The following is a 14,499-nucleotide window of genomic DNA, read 5'->3' on the forward strand; positions in this document are numbered from 1 at the left end:
GGGCGCGGAGGTAGCGGAGGAGATCCGGGGGCGCGAGCGGCCGGAACGCAGTCAACGGAGGAGATCCGGGCGGACGGAGGGCGCGGGTCCTCCGTTGCGCACGCGTGGGCAACCCCGGGCGGGCGCGGAGGTAGCGGAGGAGATCCGGGGGCGGGAGTGCCTGGAACGCAGTCAGCGGAGGAGATCGGGGCGGAGGGAGGGCGCGGGTCCTCCGTTGTTCGCGGGGCGGGCGGGTCAGGCGAGGCGGAGGTCGGCGAGGAGGATGCGGTCGTCGCCGTGGGTCCACCAGGCGTGGCGGGCGAGGTGGAGGCCGGCGGGGGCGACCGCCGCGGCGAGGAGTTCGGGGGTGCGGAAGCGCTCGTGGTGCGTCGGGTAGGGCGGGGGCTCGGCCCCGTGGTGGCCGGCCCCGTGGCGGCCGGCTCCGGGGTGGCCGGCGCCGTGGCCGGCCGCGCGGGCGGCGCCCGGGGCGACGGCCCCGTCCGGGCGGCCGCCGTGCTGGGACGGGTCGATCTCGCCGAAGGTGGCGGTGACCACGCGGCCTCCGGGCCGGAGCACACGCGCCCACTCCGCGATCGCGGCGTCGGCGTCCGGGAACAGGTGCACCCCCGTCGCGCAGGTGACCAGGTCGAACGCGTCGTCGCCGAACGGGAGGACCGTGGCGTCGGCCTCGACCAACTCGGCCTCCGGGAGCGCGGCGCGGGCGACCGCCAGCATCCCGCCGGACAGGTCGATGCCGGTCAGCTGCAGCGCACGGTCGCGTGACGCCAGCGCGCGCAGGACCAGCCCGGTCCCGGTGGCGACGTCGAGGACGTCGTGCACGCCGTCGAGGTCGGCGAAGGCCGCGACCGCAGCGGCCAGCTCCCGGTGCATCGCGCTCTCGTCGTACTCGGCCGTCGAAGCGGGCGCGCACGGCGGCGAGCAGATCGTCGGTCATGGCGGGAGCCTACGCCCCTCTACACTTGCTCCATGACAGCCCCTGCCCTCCTCGCCTTCGCGGGCCTGTGCGCGATCCTGGCGGTGACGCCCGGCCCCGACACCTTCCTCGTGCTCCGCTACAGCCTGGCCCGTCCGGGCGCCGGCCTCTCGGCGTCGGCGGGGTCCGCCGTGGGCTCGATGCTCTGGGCGCTGGCCGTCGCGCTGGGGCTGGCCGCACTGCTGGAGCAGTCCGCCGAGATCTACCGGGTCGTCAAGATCGCGGGCGGCCTCTACCTCCTCTACCTCGGCGTCGCCGCGCTCATCGCGAGCCGGCGGAAGGCCGCGCACGGGCCGGAGGGGCAGGTGCGCACCACGACGCTCCGCTCCGGCTTCCTCGCGGGGATGCTGTCCACGCTGATGAACCCGAAGGTCGGCCTCTTCTTCGTCGCGATCGCGCCGCAGTTCGTCCCGCGGGACGGCCACGCCATCGGCAACACCCTCCTGCTCGGCGGGATCGACGCCGCGGTGGGGTCCGCCTATCTCTGCGTTGTCGCGCTGCTCGCCTCGCGCGCCGTGGCCTGGCTCAAGAAGCCGTCCGTGACGAGGGCGCTGGAGCGGATCTCCGCGGCGATCCTGGCCGCCCTCGGCATCGGGACCATCGCCCTCAGCGCCGCGGAGTGACGCCGAGCCCCGGTCCACAGGGCTGACAAGCATCCACTGGTGTACGGTTGTTCTGACATTTACACCAAGCTGTGGAGGGCACGGATGCAAGCCGAGTACCCGCTTCCCGTGGACCTGTTCGACAGCCTCGACAAGTCGAGCCCGGTGCCGCTCTACTACCAGCTCGCCACCGCGCTGGAGGCGGCCATCCGCTCCGAGACGGTGCCGCCGGGATCGCGCCTCGAGAACGAGATCTCGCTCGGCAACCGGCTCGGGCTGTCGCGTCCGACCATCCGCCGCGCGCTGCAGGAGCTCGTCGACAAGGGCCTCCTGGTCCGTCGCCGCGGCATCGGCACCCAGGTCGTCCACGGCCGGGTGACCCGCAACGTCGAGCTGACCAGCCTCTACGAGGACCTCGGCCAGTCCGGGCAGACGCCGACGACCCGCGTCATCTCCTACGAGATCGGGATCGCGGACGAGACCGCGGCGCGCGAGCTCGGCGTACCGATCGGGAACCCGGTGCTGGAGCTCACCCGGCTGAGGTCGGCGGACGGCGTCCCGCTGGCGATCCTCGAGAACACGCTGCCGGAGGACTTCATCGGCATCACCCGGGAAGAGCTCGAGTCGCGCGGCCTGTACCAGCTGCTGAAGGCGCGCGGGGTCGCCATCCGGGTCGCCAACCAGCGGATCGGCGCCCGCGCCGCGAACGCGAACGAGGCCGACCTCCTGGAGATCCGGCGCGGTTCGCCGCTGCTCACCATGTCCCGCACCGCCTTCGACAACTCCGGCCGGGCGGTGGAGTTCGGGCGGCACGTGTACCGGCCCGACCTCTACTCGTTCGAGCTCACGCTCGTCGACCGCTGACCTCCGCGACGGGCCGACATCAGGCGTAGAACGCGGGACGCGCGGCCGACTCGACCGGGACGGGGCCGGACTCGTCGAGCGCCCGCACGCCGGCCTCGCAGGCGAGCGCGACGAGGTAGCCGTCCCACGCGTTCGGGCCGGCGACCAGCGAGCCGTCGCGGACCGCGTCCACCCAGGCCTGGACCTGCGCGTCGTAGGCGCGGGCGAACCGGGTCTTGAACGTCGTGTGCTCCGCGATCGAGAACGCGGCGTCCGACCAGCGCTGCAGTCCCGCGGGCTGGCCGATGCGGGCGATGCCGGTCTGGAGAACCGCCTCCGTGCCGACCTGGTAGCCGAACCGCACGCTGACGTTCATCTCCACGTCCACGAGCACGCCGTTCTCCAGCTCGATGAGCACCAGGATCGGCTCGCGGAGCCGCTCGGGCGCGAGGCCGTTGCGGCGCGGATACTTGACTTCGACGCTGCGGATGGGCGAGCCGGCGAGCCACGGCATGACGTCGAACTCGTGCACGACCGAGTCGGTGATGAGCATCGACTGCGTGTAGCTGTCCGGGACCGACGGGTTGCGATGCACGCCGCGCAGCATCAGCAGCTCCCCCGCGTCGCCGCCGGCGATGAGCTCGCGCAGCGCACGGTACTCGTCGTCGAACCGGCGCATGAAGCCGAGCTGGATGTGCGGCCGGTCGAGCTGCTGCTCCCGCTCCAGGATGCGCAGCGACGACGCACTGTCGGGGGTGAGCGGCTTCTCGCACAGGATGGGCAGCCGGGCCTCCAGCGCCGGCAGGAGCACCGGCTCGTGGAACGGGCCGGGGGTCGCGATGATCACCGCGTCGAGCGCCGCCGCGTCGATCGCGTCCTCGATGCTCGCGAACGGCTGCGCGCCCGGCGCGGCCGCCGCGGCGGCTGCCGCCCGGCCGGCGTCGGGCTCGACGATGGCCGACACGGTCGCGCCGCTGATCGTGCGGGTGATGCGCTGGATGTGGTCGGCGCCCATCTGCCCGGCGCCGACGACGCCGACGCGGAGGTCCTGGTTGGTGCTGGTCATGCGGTCTGGCTCGTTTCTCTGCGTGGTGGAGGTGTCGGCGTCGGAGGGTCGGCGCGCGGGTCAGGCGGGGTGCGGGTCAGCGCCCGCGGGTCAGCGCGTGCGGGTCAGCGCGTGCGGGTCAGCGGCGAGCACCCGAAGATGTGCTCCCGGGTGCGGGTGGCGATCCCCAGGGGGACGTCGATGTCGATGCCGGGCATGTCCTGCTCGACGATCGCGAACGTCTCCGGGTCGATGGCGGCGACCGCCTCGATGATCGGTGCGAAGTCGGGGATCCCGGCCGGAGGCTCCACCATGACGTCGATGGCCGCGTCGGCGAAGGGGACATCGTTCTTCAGCACCTCGAAGCGCAGTTCGGGGTCGATCTGCTTGAGGTGCAGATACCCGATGCGCTCCGGGTGGTCGTGGATCATCTTCACACTGTCGCCGCCGTAGTAGGCGAGGTGGCCGGTGTCGAGGCACAGGTTCAGGTAGCGCGGATCCGTCTCGGCCAGCAGGCGCTCGACCTCCCGGTGGGTGCCGACGTGCGAGTCGGCGTGCGAGTGGAACTGCTGGCGGAGGCCGTATTCCTCGAGGAGCATACGACCGAGGCGGTCGTGCCCGGCCGCCAGCGCGGCCCACTGCTCATCGGTCAGCGTGCGCGGCTCCAGCGCCTCCCCGGTGGCGTCCGATCGCCACAGGTCGGGGATGACGACGATGTGCTCGCCGCCGACCGCCCGGGTCAGCGCGGCGACCTTCTCGACCTGCTCGGCCGCGCGGTCCCACTGCTCGGCCCCCTTGTGGAAGCCGGTGAACACGGTGCCGCCGCTGATCCGCAGGTCGCGCTTCGCGAGTTCGTCGAGCAGCTGCGCCGGGTCGGTCGGCAGGTAGCCATAGGGACCGAGCTCGATCCAGTGGTAGCCGGCGGCCTGCACCTCGTCGAGGAAGCGGTCCCATGGGATCTGCCGCGGATCGTCCGGGAACCAGACTCCCCAGGAGTCGGGAGCCGTGCCGATGCGGAGTCCGGAGGTGTGGGCTCCGGCCGGGCGATGCGAGGTGGCGGTGGCGGTCATCGAGTCCCCTTCGATGGTCGGTTCGGTATGGTGCGGTTCTGTTCGGTCTGCTCAGCCGAGGAGCTGCCGCTGCCGCTGCCGCTGCTCGAGGTAGGCGCTGCGGGCGGTCCGCGTGCTCTCCATGTCGGAGACCTCCGCGACCGGAACCTCCCACCAGCCCTCGCCGTCCGGTGCGTACACGAACGGGTCGGAGTCGATGTGGATGAGCGTGGAGGTGCTGCTCGCCTTCGCCGTGCGCACGGCGTCCTCGAGCCGCGCTGCCGCGTCCGGGCCCGGCGCGACCTCGATCACGTCGATGCCGAAGCTGCGGGCGTTGGCGGCGAGATCGACGGGCAGGAAGTCGCCGCGCTCGAAGTTCAGCTCGGCCGCGTCCCGGTACCGGTAGCGGGTGCCATAGCGCTGCGACCCGACCGTCTCGGAGAGGTGGCCGATGGAGGCGTACCCGTGGTTCTGGATGAGCACCACGACGATCTTGATGTCCTCCGCGACCGCGGTCGCGAGCTCGGTGTGCAGCATCAGGTACGAGCCGTCGCCGACCAGGACGATGACGTCACGGTCGTCGCCGAGGGCCTCCAGGCCGCGCTTGACGCCCAGACCGCCGGCGATTTCGTAGCCCATGCAGGAGAACGCGTACTCGACGTGGTAGCCGAGCGGGTCGCGCACGCGCCACAGCTTGTGGAGGTCGCCGGGGAGCGAGCCGGCCGCCTGGACGACGACGTCGCGCGGGTCGGAGGCGCGCTGGACGGCACCGATGAGGGCCGGCTGCCCGAGGAGGGCCGCCTGGCCGGGGGCCTCCGTCTCTGCCGGAGCGAGCGCCCGGTCGGCGGTCGCGTCCCACTCCGCCTTCTCCTCGGCGATCCAGGTCGCGTACCCGGCGGTCACGCGGTGCCCCGCCAGGGCCTCCGCCAGCGCGGTGAGCGCCTCCCGCGCGTCCGCGATCAGCGGGAGCTGCGAACCGTGCTTGTAGGCGTCGAACGGGGCGATGTTGAGGTTCACGAACCGCACGTCCGGGTTCTGGAAGACGGTGCGGCTGGCGGTGGTGAAGTCGCTGTACCGGGTGCCCACGCCGAGGACGACGTCGGCCTGTCCCGTGATCCGGTTCGCGGCGGTGGTGCCGGTCGCGCCGACGCCGCCCAGGTACTGCGGGTGGTCCCACTTGAGCGAGCCGCCACCCGCCTGTGTCGTGCCGACGGGGATGCCGGTGGCCTGCACGAACGCCCGCAGGACATCCTCCGCACCCGAGTACAGGACGCCGCCGCCGGCGACGATCACCGGGCGCTGCGCGCTGCGGATCGCCTCGACCGCAGCGGCCAGCGCCCAGCCCTCTGCGGGGGGACGGCGGACATGCCACTCGCGCGGGGCCAGGAACTCCTCCGGCACGTCCAGCGCCTCGGCCTGGACGTCCTCCGGGAGCGCGATGGTCACCGCGCCGGTCTCGGCCGGGTCGGTCAGCACGCGCATCGCGGCCAGCGCGATCGAGAACAGCTGCTCCGGCCGCTGCACACGGTCGAAGAAGCGCGACACCGGGCGGAACGCGTCGGTCACCTGGAGGCCGAGGTCGTGCGGGTGCTCCAGCTGCTGGAGGACCGGGTCCGCGACCCGGGTCGCGAAGGTGTCGGACGGTAGCAGCAGCGCCGGGAGCCGGTTGGCCGTGGCGAGGGCGGCGCCGGTGATCAGATTGGCGGCGCCCGGTCCGACCGACGCGGTCGAGGCGAGCGTGGCCCTGCGACGGTGGATGCGCGCGAAGCCGACCGCCTGGTGGACCATCGCCTGCTCGTTGCGCGCCTGGTAGTAGGGCATCAGGGTCGGCTCTTGCGCGTTCGCCTGCGCGAGCGCCTGGCCCAGGCCGGCGACGTTGCCGTGCCCGAAGATCCCGAGCATCCCCGGGATGGTGCGTTCGCGCGCGTCGCCGTCGACGGTCCACTGGTTGGCGAGGAACTCGACGAGCGCCTGGGCCACCGTCATCCTGCGGGTCGTCATCGGGCGGCTCCTTCGGCGCTGGGGGTGGTCTCGGTGGCGGTGGTTATCGCGGCGGTGTTCGTCGCGGCGGTGTTCGTCTCGGCCCTGGTCGCATAGGGCAGGCGCGGGTCCGTCTCCACGCCCTCCCAGGTGGACCGCAGCCAGGCCTGGCGCGGGTCGTCGCTGATCAGCCAGGCGCGCTCCTCGCCGGGGCCGGCCATGACGTTGAGGTAGTAGAGGTCGTACTCGGGCGCAGCGACCGCAGGGCCGTGGTAGCCGAACGGCACCAGGGCGATGTCGCCCGTGCGCACGAGCGCGCTGGTCTCGATGTCTCCGGCCGCCGAGCGGTAGGTGGCGAAGGTGCCGAAGGCGTCCGCTGTCGGCGGCGCGCTCGCGCCGCGGACCGGTGCGGCCTCGAAGTAGTAGATCTCCTCGAGCCGGGACTCGTGGCCGGGGAGGTCCTCGTCGTGCTTGTGCGCGGGATGCGACGACCAGTTGCCGGCCGGCGTGATGACCTCGCAGACGATCAGGGCTGCGGCATCCAGCGCACCGGGGGTGCCGAAGTTGTGCACCTGCCGGGTGTCGCGACCGGCTCCACGCAATTCGACCGGCACCTCGCTCTGCGCGATGTACGCCGACGGCTTGCGGACGCTGGTCGGCGCCTCCGCGACCGCTACCCGGCCGAACCCGCTGATCGACAGGCCGCTGCCGGCTCCCACGTAGAGCACATCGGTCGGCCCGTCGAAGACGCTGGAGCGACCGGCGAGATGGGTCGTCTCCCCCTCGTGCGCGACCGAGAACGAGCCGGCGAGCGGCACGACGATGCGCTCGACATCGCCCGCCTCCAGTTCGACCGCGTTGCCGGCGAGCTCCGCGACCCGCAGGCCGGTGTGCTGCCACCCGTCGAGGGAGTCGTCCACGACGGACTCCCACCAGCGGTCACTCAGCGCGCCGCGCGGGAAGAACCATTCGTTGTGCTGTGCCATGCGGGGCCTCAGCTGTTCTGCGGGAAGCCGAGGTCGATGCCGCGATTGTCCGACTGATGGCGCGTTGCCGGATCGAGCCAGCGGCTGGTGATCGCCTTCTCCCGGGTGAAGAAGTCGAAGCCGTGCACGCCGTACGCCTTGGCGTCGCCGAACAGGGACGCCTTCCAGCCACCGAACGAGTGGTACGCGACGGGGACGGGGATGGGCACGTTGATGCCGATCATGCCGACCTGCACCTCGGTCTGGAAGCGCCGGGCAGCGCCGCCGTCGTTGGTGAAGATCGCGGTGCCGTTGCCGAACCGGCCGGAGTTGATGAGGTCCAGGCCCTCCTGGAAGGTCTGCACGCGCACCACGGACAGCACCGGGCCGAAGATCTCCTCGCGGTAGGCGGCGGAGGTGATCGGGATGTTGTCGATGAGGGTCGGCCCGAAGAAGAAGCCGTCCTCGTGGCCCTCGACCGTGAACCCGCGGCCGTCGACCACGATGTCCGCGCCGTCGGCCTCGGCGATGTCGACGTAGCCGGACACCTTGGCGCGGTGCTCGCCGGTGATCAGCGGGCCCATGTCGGGCTCGCCCTGCGCGTCGCCCGCGCCGTCGCCGATGCGGAGCCTCCCGATGCGCTCGGTGATCTTGGCGATCAGGTCGTCGGCTACGGGCTCCACCGCGAGCACGACCGAGACGGCCATGCAGCGCTCGCCCGCGGCGCCGTAGCCGGCGTTGACCGCCTGATCGGCGACGAGGTCGAGGTCGGCGTCGGGCAGCACGAGCATGTGGTTCTTGGCGCCGCCGAGCGCCTGCACGCGCTTGCCGTTCTTCGACGCGGTCTCGTAGATGTACTGGGCGATCGGCGTGGAGCCGACGAAGGAGATCGACTGGACGACCGGGCTGTTCAGCAGGCCGTCGACGGCGAGCTTGTCGCCCTGCAACACGGTGAAGACGCCGTCGGGCAGGCCGGCCTCCTTCCAGAGCGCGGCCAGCCAGAGCGCGGCGGACGGGTCCTTCTCGGACGGCTTGAGGACCACGGCGTTGCCCGCCGCGATGGCGATGGGGAAGAACCACATCGGCACCATCGCCGGGAAGTTGAACGGCGAGATGATTCCGACGACACCGAGCGGCTGCTTGAGCGAGTACACGTCGATGCCGGTCGAGGCGTTCTCCGAGTAGGCGCCTGTGATGAGGTGCGGGAACCCGGTGGCCAGCTCCACGACCTCCTGCCCGCGCAGGATCTCGCCCATCGCGTCGGAGAGCACCTTGCCGTGCTCCTCCGTGATGATCGCGGCCAGCTCGCCCTTGCGGGCGTTCAGCAGCTCGCGGAACGCGAACAGCACCGACTGCCGTCTGGCGATCGAGTACTGCCCCCACTCCTCGAAGCCGCGCTGGGCGGAGGCGATGGCCGCGTCGATCTCGGCCTGGTCCGCGAGCGCGACCCGCTTGGTGGCGACGCCGAGCGCGGGGTTGAAGACGGGAGCGGTGCGACCGCTCGTGGACGGGTGCTCGGCCCCGTCGATCCAGTGCGGGATCGTCGGCAGCTCGCCCGCGGCGACGGGGGCGGCAGTGGTGTCGGTGCTGGTCATGATCGTGTTCCTTCGCGGTACTGCGTGCGGTGAGCGGGCCGGATCAGCGGCCGTGGACGAGGGCGGCGGCGATGTCGACGGCGCGGCCGACGTCCCCGTCCTTCGGGTAGAGGAGCGTACGCCCGACGACGAGACCGTGCACGCCCGGGAGCGCCAGCGCGGCCTCCCACGACGCGAAGGTCTCCTCCGGCGCGGCGTCGGTGTCGCCGCCGAGCAGGAGGGTGGGCAGCGTGGTCGCCGCCATCACCCGCTCCATCTCGGGGACGACAGGGAGCTTGAGCCAGGTGTAGGCGGACGAGGCGCCCAGCCCCGACGCGATGGCGACGGACTGGATGACGGCAGCGGTCGTCAGGTCGTTGACGATGCGGCCGTCGTCCCAGCGGCTCATGAACGGCTCGAGCAGGATCGGGAGGCGCGCCCTCGCCGCCGCCGTGACCGCGTTCGCCGTGGCCTCCAGCGTGCGCGCCGTGCCCGCGTCCTCCAGGTTGACGCGGACGAGCAGCTTGGCCGCGTCGACGCCGTCGTGCACCATCGCGTCGACGTCGTAGGCGGTGTAGCGGTCGTCCATCTCGAAGACGGCGCCGCGGAGGCCGCCGCGGTTCATCGAGCCCACGGCGATCTTGTCGTCGAGGGCTCCGAGCAGAGCCAGGTCCTCGATGATGTCGGGGGTGCCGAGCACGCCGTCCACCCCCGGGCGGGACAGCGCGAGCGCGAGCCGCTGCAGCAGGTCGTAGCGGTCGGCCATCGCGATCGGGTCGTCGCCGACGCCGAGCGCGCCGCGGGCCGGGTGGTCGGCCGCGACGATGAAGAGCCGGCCGTCGTCGCGCACCAGTGGGCGGCGGCTGCGGGCGGCGAGCACGGTCGCGACGTCGTCGGGGCTGGCGTGGCGGCGGGCGCGGAGCCGCTCGAAGGCGGCCGGGTCGATGATCGGAGCGCTGCCGGCGATCAGGTCAGCTGTGGACATTCTGGAGCTCCTTCAGCACGGATTCGACCTCGGCGGTCGTCGGCATGGCGGTGGAGCACTCGCGGCGCGTGGCCACGATCGCTCCGGCGATGTTGGCGAAGCGGATGACCCGCTCCAGCGACCAGTCCTGCAGCAGCCCGTAGCAGAGCGCGCCGCCGAAGCCGTCGCCGGCGCCGAGGCCGTTGACGACCTCCACGAGGTACGGGGGCACCTCCACGGTCTCCTCGCGCGTCTTGGCGAGGACGCCGCGCGGGCCCTGCTTGACGACGGCCAGCTCGACGCCGCGCTCCAGCAAGGCGTCCGCCGCCCGCCGGGGCTCGGTCTCGCCGACAGCGATCTCGCACTCCTCGCGGTTGCCGACGGCGACCGTGACATGGCCCAGGGCGCGCTCGACCTCGGCCGTCGCCGCGGCGCCGCTCGACCAGAACATCGGCCGGTAGTCGAGGTCCAGGACGGTGAGCGGCCTGCGGCCCCGCGCCTCCCACGCCACGTGGTGCGCGGTGCGGCTGGGGTCGCGGGAGAGTCCGGTGACCGTCGACCAGTAGATGCGGGCCCGGCTGATCGCGTCGAGGTCGAGGTCCTTCGCGGTGATCGCGAGATCGGGCGCGAGCGGGTCGCGGTAGAAGTACAGCGGGAAGTCGTCCGGCGGGAAGATCTCGCAGAACGTCACCGGTGTCTTGAGAGTGCCGACCGTGCCGACGAACCGGTCGTCGACGCCGAGCCGGCGCAGCTCGCGATGCGCGTAACGCCCGAACGGGTCGTCGCCCACGGCCGTGACCACCGCCGAGCGGAGGCCGTGCCGGGCTGCGGCGATCGACACGTTGGTCGCGCTGCCGCCGAGGAACTTGCCGAAGGTCTCGACATCCTCCAGGCCCACGCCGTCTTGCAGCGGGTAGATGTCGACACCGATGCGCCCGATGGTGATCAGGTCGAACGGCTGCCCCTGCTCGGTCATGTCGTGGAACTCCTTCGTCGGGCCTGTGCTGTGCTCGCTGATCACAGCCTACACCGTATGTTCTATCAAACTGACAAGCTTTCTGCCACTATGGAAGGGATCATTCGTCCTGAACCACCGGAGGACCCCATGCCCCTCGTCCGCATCGAACTGCAGGAGGGCCGCACGCCCGCCGCCGTCCGCGCCATCGCCGACGCCGTCCACGCCGCGATCGTGAGCGAGTACCGCATCCCCGTGCGCGACCGCTTCCAGATCATCGCGGAGCGGCCGGCCGGATCGATCATCGCGGAGGACGCCGGGCTCGGCTTCGACCGCACCGACGGCGTCGTGGTCATCCAGATCTTCACGCAGCGCGGTCGGGCGGCGGAGGCCAAGCAGGCCCTGTTCGCCGAGATCGCGCGACAGCTCGCAGCGGTCGGGGTGGCCGGGGAGGACGTCTTCATCGGCTATGTCGAGAACGGCCCGGAGGACTGGTCCTTCGGCTTCGGCCGGTCGCAGTACCTCACCGGAGAACTCGCGGTCCCGAGCGCGTCGGCCGCGTGACCGTCCCATGAGGCTCGGCCGTCCCGGCGCTCAGGGCAGGGAACGTTGCGGGTGGGGCGCGATGACGACGTGGTGGAGGACTCTGGAAATCGAACCAGACAAGTCGCCCCGATAGGCGAGTCCCCCCGGACCTCCCCCACCTTACGCTGTCGAGCGCTCCGTCGTCGTCTCCTGCGTCGTGTCCGCCGTGTCCGCCGTGTCGGCTGTGCCGGCCAGCGCGCCGAGCAGTGGCAGCTTCTCCGCGTCCGCCTCGGTCGCGGCGTGGTAGAGCACGAGGACGATCCCGTCGGTCCCGGTGACCTGCAGCTTCTCGCGGTGCACGGTGACCGGCCCGACTTGGGGATGCCGGAAGGCGAAGGTCGCGCCCTGGCGTTCGCGGACGTCGTGCCTGCTCCACAGCCGGCGGAAGGTCGGGCTCGCGATCGACAGCTCCCCGACCAGCTCGACCACGCGCGCGTCGTCCGCGTCGGCGCCGACCGAGCGGCGGAAGCCGGCGATGAGCACGGCGGACGCGGCCTCCCAGTCGGGGAACAGCGCCTGCTCGGCCGGATCGAGGAAGACGTCGCGCATCCGGTTGCGGCCGGGCACCAGCCGCGGTGACAGCGCAGTGGCGAGGGAGTTGGCGGCGAGGACGTCCAGGTACCGGCCCTCCACGAACGCCGGAAACGGGAGCTGCGGCACGAGAGCGGCCAGGCTCTCGGGGAGCGTCTCCGCCCGCGGGCGGCGCGGGCGCCGCGGCGCGCGGTCGCTTTCCGGCAGGCCGAGCAGGTACGCCGTCGCCTCGTCGTCGAGCTGCAGCACGCGCGCGATCGAGCGCAGCACCTGCCCGGACGGGTTGCGGTCGCGCCCCTGCTCCAGCCGGAGGTAGTACTCGGCGCTGATGCCGGACAGCATCGCGACCTCCTCGCGGCGCAGGCCGGCGACCCGGCGCGTGCCGAGCACGGGGATCCCGACGCTCTCCGGCGAGACCAGCTCGCGGCGGGCGCGCAGGAACTCCCCCAGCAGGTTGCCCGGGCCCTCCGACTGCACGTTCATGCGGTCCACGCTACGCGGGCCCGGCGCCGTCCCGGCTGTCCCTCCCACTACCAGTGTGGACAGGGGCTGGCTGCCTCCGACGGGCTGGGGAAGCATCGAAAGGTCAGCACCCCACCAACCGAAAGGACCCGAGCATGGCCGACCAGCGCATCCTCGTCACCGGCGGCTCCGGCTTCATCGCCGGGCACATCATCCTCCGGCTCCTCGGCAGCGGCCACGAGGTCCGCGCCACCATCCGCTCGCTCGACCGCGAGGACGCCGCGCGCGCAGCCCTTCTGGAAGCCGGGATGACGAACGGCGACGCGCTGCAGTTCGTCGCTGCCGACCTCCTGGACGACGCCGGCTGGGCCGAGGCCGTGACGGGCGTCGATGCGGTCCTCCATGTCGCTTCCCCGGTGCACCTCGGGCCGGTGGCGGACGAGGACGACGTGATCGTGCCGGCGCGGGCGGGCACGCTGCGGGTGCTCCGCGCCGCCCGGGACGCGGGAGTGCGGCGCGTCGTGCTCACGTCCGCCTTCCACGCCGTCGGGTTCGGGCATCCGCCGCTCGACCGCGCGTTCACGGAGGCGGACTGGTCGCCTCTCGACGGTCCGGGGATGGACGCCTACGGGCGCAGTAAGGTGCTCGCGGAGCGGGCGGCGTGGGAGCTGGTCGGCGACGGCCGCACCGAGCTGGTCACGATGCTCCCGGTCGCGGTCGTCGGACCGCTGATCGGCACCGGGATGTCGGGGGCGAACCACCTGGTGCGGCGCGTGCTCACGGGAGAGCTGCCCGCGTATCCGGACTTCGCCGTCCCGTTCGTGGACGTGCGGGATGTCGCGGCGGCGCACGTCGCGGCGCTCACCGCGGAGGGTGCGGCGGGCGAACGCTTCCTGCTCGCGGCCCAGGAGGACGCCGTGCCGCTCGCGGAGGTCGGAGCGGTGCTGCGCGACGAACTCGGCGAGCGCGCGAGCCGCGTGCCCCCGTCGACGGCGCTGCTCCCCGACGCGGCGGTGCGGGCCGCCGCCGAGGCGAACCCGGGGATGCGGCCGATGGCGGCCGAGCTCGGCTACCGGAAGAAGGTGTCCAGCGAGAAGGCGCGGCGCGTGCTCGGCTTCGCCCCGCGGCCGTGGCAGGAGGCGGTCACCGCCGCCGCCGAGAGCATGCTCGCGAAGGGGCTGGCGGACTGACCGCTTACGGCTCCGCGAGCAGCGACGCGTAGAGCTGCTGCGTGGCCGGGCTCGGCGAGACACCGAGCTCGTCCCGCAGCAGCGAACGGAGCTCGCCGTACACCGCGACGGCGGCCCCGACATCGCCCTGCCGCTGCAGCGCCCGCATGAGCACCTGGTAGCCGGTCTCACGCAGCGGCGCGATCGTCACCAGCCGGCGCCCGACGCGCACGGCTGCGGGAAGCTCGGTGCCGCCCATCTCCAGGGTCGCGACCCCGTAGGCCTCCAGAGCGCGCACGAGGATGTCGCCGAGCGCGCGGCGCTCCTCCTCGATCCAGCCGGCGTCCTCGCCGGGCAGGAAGTCCCGCTGGGCCACCAGCATCGCGCCGATCGCGGGACCCCACGCCGCCGCCCAGTGCCCGAGGGCGACCTGCGACTCGGCGCGGTGGACGGCCTGCTCGGCCCACTCGACATCCACGTGGGCGTCCTCCCCCAGCTCCAGCCGCAGGGCCGACCGTCCCTCCAGGGCGTCGACGCCGAGGAGCCGCCGCAGCTTGGACACCAGCGGGTTCAGCCCCGCTCCGTGGACGGCGACCGCGCCGGGCCAGACCGCCTCGGCCAGCTCCTCCCGCGTGCAGGGGCGGTGCCGGTTGAGCACGAGGTAGGCGAACAGCAGGCGTCCCTGGCGGCCGGGGAGGCCGTCCTCCAGCCGCTCGCCTGCGCGCTCGAGGTGCAGGGTCCCGCAGAGCTGCACCCGCACTCCACCGGACGCCAACGTCATGCCAACATTCTGCCAACGGGC

Annotated in this window: 14 protein-coding genes; 4 read left to right on the top strand and 10 right to left on the bottom strand. The window is 72.6% G+C overall.

The window, feature by feature from the left end; genetic code table 11:
* Nucleotides 1-234: 234 nt before the first annotated feature.
* Nucleotides 235-870, bottom strand: a complete 636-nt coding sequence (locus tag HNR13_RS19765; RefSeq protein ID WP_218881276.1) for a class I SAM-dependent methyltransferase — start codon at nucleotides 868-870, stop codon at nucleotides 235-237.
* Between the two features lie 96 nt (nucleotides 871-966).
* Here HNR13_RS19765 and HNR13_RS19770 point away from each other — a divergent pair, with 96 nt between their 5' ends.
* Both HNR13_RS19770 and HNR13_RS19775 read left to right on the top strand, forming a co-directional pair.
* A complete protein-coding gene (locus tag HNR13_RS19770; protein ID WP_179608495.1) occupies nucleotides 967-1,596 on the top strand; it encodes a LysE family translocator in 630 nt (209 codons plus the stop codon).
* Between the two features lie 84 nt (nucleotides 1,597-1,680).
* On the top strand, nucleotides 1,681-2,439 hold the full coding sequence (locus HNR13_RS19775; protein WP_179608497.1) for a GntR family transcriptional regulator: 759 nt from the start codon (nucleotides 1,681-1,683) through the stop codon (nucleotides 2,437-2,439).
* A gap of 19 nt (nucleotides 2,440-2,458) precedes the next feature.
* Here HNR13_RS19775 and HNR13_RS19780 read toward each other — a convergent pair whose 3' ends face one another.
* From HNR13_RS19780 to iolC, 7 genes are all read right to left on the bottom strand, one after another.
* Complete coding sequence (locus HNR13_RS19780; RefSeq protein ID WP_179608499.1) at nucleotides 2,459-3,484, bottom strand: Gfo/Idh/MocA family protein; 1,026 nt, start codon at nucleotides 3,482-3,484, stop codon at nucleotides 2,459-2,461.
* Between the two features lie 104 nt (nucleotides 3,485-3,588).
* On the bottom strand, nucleotides 3,589-4,533 hold the full coding sequence (locus tag HNR13_RS19785; protein WP_179608501.1) for a sugar phosphate isomerase/epimerase family protein: 945 nt from the start codon (nucleotides 4,531-4,533) through the stop codon (nucleotides 3,589-3,591).
* Nucleotides 4,534-4,584: 51 nt separating this feature from the next.
* Entirely contained in the window at nucleotides 4,585-6,513 is a 1,929-nt protein-coding gene (iolD, locus tag HNR13_RS19790) for a 3D-(3,5/4)-trihydroxycyclohexane-1,2-dione acylhydrolase (decyclizing) (protein WP_179608503.1), read from the bottom strand.
* Nucleotides 6,510-7,478, bottom strand: a complete 969-nt coding sequence (gene iolB, locus HNR13_RS19795; RefSeq protein ID WP_179608505.1) for a 5-deoxy-glucuronate isomerase — start codon at nucleotides 7,476-7,478, stop codon at nucleotides 6,510-6,512. The genes iolD and iolB overlap by 4 nt, the downstream gene beginning before the upstream one ends.
* 8 nt (nucleotides 7,479-7,486) lie before the next feature.
* Nucleotides 7,487-9,052 carry a CoA-acylating methylmalonate-semialdehyde dehydrogenase gene (locus tag HNR13_RS19800; protein ID WP_179608507.1) on the bottom strand — a complete coding sequence of 522 codons (1,566 nt, stop codon included), beginning with the start codon at nucleotides 9,050-9,052 and terminating at the stop codon, nucleotides 7,487-7,489.
* 43 nt (nucleotides 9,053-9,095) lie between these two features.
* On the bottom strand, nucleotides 9,096-10,016 hold the full coding sequence (locus HNR13_RS19805; protein WP_179608509.1) for a class I fructose-bisphosphate aldolase: 921 nt from the start codon (nucleotides 10,014-10,016) through the stop codon (nucleotides 9,096-9,098).
* A complete protein-coding gene (gene iolC / locus HNR13_RS19810) occupies nucleotides 10,003-10,971 on the bottom strand; it encodes a 5-dehydro-2-deoxygluconokinase (protein WP_179608511.1) in 969 nt (322 codons plus the stop codon). The genes HNR13_RS19805 and iolC overlap by 14 nt, the downstream gene beginning before the upstream one ends.
* Before the next feature lie 129 nt (nucleotides 10,972-11,100).
* Here iolC and HNR13_RS19815 point away from each other — a divergent pair, with 129 nt between their 5' ends.
* Nucleotides 11,101-11,514: a tautomerase family protein gene (locus HNR13_RS19815; protein WP_179608512.1), complete on the top strand. Its 414-nt coding sequence runs from the start codon at nucleotides 11,101-11,103 to the stop codon at nucleotides 11,512-11,514.
* A gap of 141 nt (nucleotides 11,515-11,655) precedes the next feature.
* On the opposite strand, the gene HNR13_RS19820 is transcribed toward HNR13_RS19815, so the two are convergent.
* Complete coding sequence (locus HNR13_RS19820) at nucleotides 11,656-12,549, bottom strand: helix-turn-helix domain-containing protein (protein ID WP_179608514.1); 894 nt, start codon at nucleotides 12,547-12,549, stop codon at nucleotides 11,656-11,658.
* Nucleotides 12,550-12,683: 134 nt separating this feature from the next.
* Between HNR13_RS19820 and HNR13_RS19825 the strand changes: the two genes are divergently transcribed.
* Complete coding sequence (locus HNR13_RS19825) at nucleotides 12,684-13,718, top strand: NAD-dependent epimerase/dehydratase family protein (RefSeq protein ID WP_179608516.1); 1,035 nt, start codon at nucleotides 12,684-12,686, stop codon at nucleotides 13,716-13,718.
* Between the two features lie 4 nt (nucleotides 13,719-13,722).
* Here the strand turns inward: HNR13_RS19825 and HNR13_RS19830 are convergent, their stop codons facing one another.
* Entirely contained in the window at nucleotides 13,723-14,478 is a 756-nt protein-coding gene (locus HNR13_RS19830) for an AfsR/SARP family transcriptional regulator (RefSeq protein ID WP_179608517.1), read from the bottom strand.
* Nucleotides 14,479-14,499 lie beyond the last annotated feature (21 nt).

The sequence above is a fragment of the Leifsonia shinshuensis genome (genome assembly GCF_013410375.1).
Lineage (GTDB): Bacteria > Actinomycetota > Actinomycetes > Actinomycetales > Microbacteriaceae > Leifsonia > Leifsonia shinshuensis.